Source organism: Clostridium sp. (genome assembly GCF_036639235.1).
In the GTDB taxonomy this organism is placed as follows: Bacteria; Bacillota; Clostridia; order Clostridiales; family Caloramatoraceae; genus Clostridium_AB.
Genome location: NZ_JAVWJB010000030.1, coordinates 18465 through 22725, shown reverse-complemented (window position 1 = coordinate 22725; position 4261 = coordinate 18465). Strand labels below are relative to the sequence as shown.

Below are 4261 nucleotides of genomic sequence, written 5' to 3'. Positions count from 1 at the left end.
TTGAGGATTATTATATTCCCCAAAATATTAAAAACAATAATGTTGACATATATCACGTTCCTCAAAATGGTATAGGCTTATCCAAAAGAATTGATTGCCCATGTGTATCTACTATACATGACCTAATCCCCTATGTTATGCCTGAAACCGTTGGAAAGGGGTACTTAAAAAAGTTCATAGCTCAAATGCCAGAAATAATATCGAGTTCCACAAATATAATCACAGTATCTGAGTTTTCAAAGCAGGATATAATTAGAATATTTGACGTTCCTCCAGATAATATTAAGGTAACCCACCTTGCTGCGGACCATATATTTAAGCCACTAGATAAGGAAACAACCAAATCATATATTAAAGAAAAATATAATATTGAAAAGGATTTTCTTCTATACCTTGGAGGTTTTAGTGCAAGAAAAAATGTACGTTCTATACTTATAGCATTCTCTAAAATATATAAAAAGCTTTCTAAAGATTTAAATATTGTAATTATAGGACCATCTAAAGATGAACACCAAAAACTAACTGAACTAGCTAAAAACCTAGGTATTGAAGATAGGATTCAATTTACAGGATATGTTCCACATGAGGACCTACCCCTATTCTATAATGCCTGCGAAACATTTATTTATCCTTCTCTTTATGAAGGATTTGGACTACCTCCACTTGAGGCTATGAGCTGCAGATGTCCTGTAATAACCTCAAACATCTCCTCTATTCCAGAAATAGTTGGCGACGGAGCATATCTAATAAATCCTCGTAATATAGAGGAACTTACTACTGCTATAGAGAAAATGGTAGACGATACTGCTCTTCGTAGCTCTTATATAGAAAAAGGATTTACTAGAAGTAAAGAGTTCTCCTGGGAAAAAACCGCTAAGGAAACTCTTGAAGTTTATAACTCTATTTACAGAACCATTTAGGATACCCTATATGGTTCTTTTTTACAATATGTATTATCAATTGATAATAGATATTGTTTACATATTTAATTCAAATACCTTCACACCCTTTATTTATCTGCATATAATATAAAATAATTTCTTTAATTATAATTTCAATTGATAATAGGAGGATTATTTATGACTAAGAAATCCGCTGCATTACTTTCCATTGTTTCTAATACTTTTTTAATTATTTTTAAAGTTGTAGCAGGAGTCCTTATGGGATCTATTAGTGTACTTTCTGAGGCGATCCACTCATCTCTTGACCTTGTTGCAAGTGTTATAGCATATATTTCTATTAGAAAGTCACTTGAGCCAAGTGACAAGGAACACCCCTATGGACATGGTAAGTTTGAAAATGTTTCTGGGTTTATTGAGGCTCTTTTAATATTTATAGCTGCTGGAATTATTATTTACGAAGCTATTAATAAAATGTTTAAGAGTATAGACGTTAACAATATCTATGTTGGTATGATTGTTATGCTTATTTCAGCAGGAGTAAACTTTGTTATTTCTATGATTCTATTTAAAATAAGCAAACGTGAAGAGTCTATTGCACTTGAGGCGGATGCTATGCACCTATTAACAGATGTGTTTACATCAATTGGTGTATGTGTCGGACTACTTCTTTTAAAGCTAACAGGTATTCAAATAATCGATCCTATTGTTGCTATTTTAGTTGCCTTATTAATTATTAAGGCATCTATTGACTTAACTAAACGTTCACTAATAGATCTTGTTGACACTTCCCTTCCTAGTGAAGAAATCCATGTTATAGAATCTCTTATAGATGCTAACCCTGACATAACTAGCCACCACAATCTTAGAACTAGAAAAAGCGGTAAAAACAGGGAAATAGACTTTCATATTAAGGTTAACCCCTCACTTTCCGTGGTAGATGCCCATGTAATATCCCATGATATTAAGAAAAGTATTGAGGATACCCTTCCAAATAGTAATATCATAGTGCATATAGAGCCATATAAGTTTAATAAAATGACTTAAATCTTTTAATAAAAACTATATAAACTTTTAAAACTTTGTATTTATTATATAAAGCCTTATTTTTATGGTAATACCCTCTAACTTAATATATAATATACTAATAATATATAAGAATTAAGGATGGTTATTGATATGGATAAACAAACGCCCCACCTTGGAAAACTTAAAATATATATAGGTTTTGCCCCTGGTGTAGGTAAAACATATGCAATGCTTAATGAAGCCAATGATATATTAGAAAGCGGCGAAGATATTGTTATAGGGTTTTTAGAAACCCAAAACCGCCGTGAAACTAATAAGCAAATAGGTAATCTAAAGACTATTGATAGACTTAAGATTAAACATGGAGACATTGTAGTTGAGGAAATGAATCTCCCTCTTATAAGAGAGATGAAGCCTACAACAGTTATTATAGATAATTTAGCTCATGCTAATTCCGAGGAATGTGTAAACGAAAAACGCTATGAGGACGTTTTAGACCTACTTAAGAATGGAATAAATGTTATTACCACTCTTAACATCCAAAATATCGAAAGCCTTAATACTCTGATTAAAGATATTACAGGGGTTAAGGTTATTGAAACTGTTCCTGATACATTGTTAACCGATGCTGAACTAGTACTTGTTGATTTATCACCAAAACAACTTCAGGAAAGACTTAACAAGGGAATACTATACAGCGATGAGAAGATTATTAGAAATTTTAAGCATTTTTATAGAGAAGGCAACCTATGTGCCCTTCGTGAAATTGCCCTACGTCAAATAGCTGAAGAAGTTGATGAGGATATGCATGAATATAAAATGCAACACGGAATACATCAACTTTGGCACGCAACTGATAGGGTTATGATATGTATTACATCTAATCCATCATGTGAAAAACTAATTAGACGTGGTGCTAGAATAGCTAGACGTTATAAATGTGAATGGTTTGTTGTCCATGCACAGCATTCAGGATTATTTTCAAAGAAAATGTCTCCTGAATCTGAAAAAGTGCTTAATAACCACTTTAAACTTTCAGAAAAACTAGGTGCAAAAACAATATCCCTATCATCAAACAATATATATAGATCTCTTTCAGAGTTTGCTAGTAATAAGCATATAACCCAGATAGTTATAGGACATAACCTAGACCATCATGGAGACAAGCTATACACTAGTAAAAACTTAACTAAGTTCCTTAAAAACGCAACTAAGTTTGAGGTCCATATAGTACCTGTTGATTAGGAGGATTTATGATAATAGTAAGTTCATGTTTAGCAGGGATTAACTGTAGATACAGCGGCGACTCCTGCCCCTCACAAATGGTTATAGACCTTGTTAATAGTGGAAAGGCTATTCCACTATGCCCAGAGGTTCTAGGAGGCCTAAATACCCCTAGAATCCCATGTGAAATAATTAAAAATAAAGACATAGTTAAGGTAATTAACAAAAATGGTGAAGACAAAACCCTAGAATTTAAACTAGGAGCTGAGAAAACCCTAGAAATAGCCAAGATACTAGGAGCCAAAAAGGCAATCCTAAAAGCCAAAAGCCCAAGCTGCGGCTGCGGCCTTATCTACGATGGAACCTTCAGCGGAAACCTAATCAAAGGCAAGGGCCTAACAGCGGAACTTCTCCTTAAAAACGGAATAGAAATAGAATCAATATAAATTAAGTAGGTATCATTAGATACCTACTTTTTATTTATTTCTATATGCTTTTATAATACAGAGGTATTAAGTTGAAGAGTTGTTGACTACGTCAAATTCCTTAAATAAAATTCCACCTCGTTAACTATTAAATCTATACCCCTTCTTAAATACTCAAATCACTTAAAATTTATATCCCCTAACCTACATCTCCAGACTCCGTCTGGCTTTTTCAAAGCCAATTTTTTATCCATAATCTAATCTCTATTTATCATAAACTTTCTCAAACCATTCACTATCTATCCCAGCAACTCTTTCATCAGCTCACTCAACTACCCTAGGCTTTGCAAAGCCCCCCTAACCAATTTAAATCTATGGAGCTCGTTACATGATAAGATATTATACCCTAGGCTGCACCCTCGAGTTTCGACTTAGAAGCTCTTAGGTGCAAAAACACAAAGACTCTTAGGGATGGCGCCTGTTTGAAGCTTTAGCTGAGTTTTAGCCAGCCCTTAGCGGATTTGTGTTTTTGTGCCTTAGAGCTTCTTGAAGAAATCTCAAACGCGGTCGGACTAGGGTATAATATCTTATCAGTACAACCTCCCTCCATTCACAAATACAAAGGGATACTAAAAACCTAATTAATTTTTAGCATCCCTTTCCTTTATATAAACCTCTCGTATT

At 33.6% G+C, this 4261-nt stretch carries 4 protein-coding genes; all 4 read left to right on the top strand.

From position 1 onward, the window contains the following. Positions 1-920 (top strand): glycosyltransferase family 4 protein (locus RR539_RS07860; protein ID WP_332500307.1); only part of this gene is annotated, 920 nt, incomplete at its 5' end. 159 nt (positions 921-1079) lie between these two features. Then, entirely contained in the window at positions 1080-1946 is an 867-nt protein-coding gene (locus RR539_RS07855) for a cation diffusion facilitator family transporter (RefSeq protein ID WP_332474575.1), read from the top strand. A gap of 132 nt (positions 1947-2078) precedes the next feature. After that, the gene (locus tag RR539_RS07850) at positions 2079-3173 is read left to right on the top strand and encodes a sensor histidine kinase KdpD (RefSeq protein ID WP_332483566.1); all 1095 of its coding nucleotides are present in this window, start codon (positions 2079-2081) and stop codon (positions 3171-3173) included. An 8-nt stretch (positions 3174-3181) separates the two neighbouring features. Next, positions 3182-3598, top strand: a complete 417-nt coding sequence (locus tag RR539_RS07845; RefSeq protein ID WP_332473651.1) for a DUF523 domain-containing protein — start codon at positions 3182-3184, stop codon at positions 3596-3598. The last annotated feature ends 663 nt before the right edge of the window (positions 3599-4261 follow it).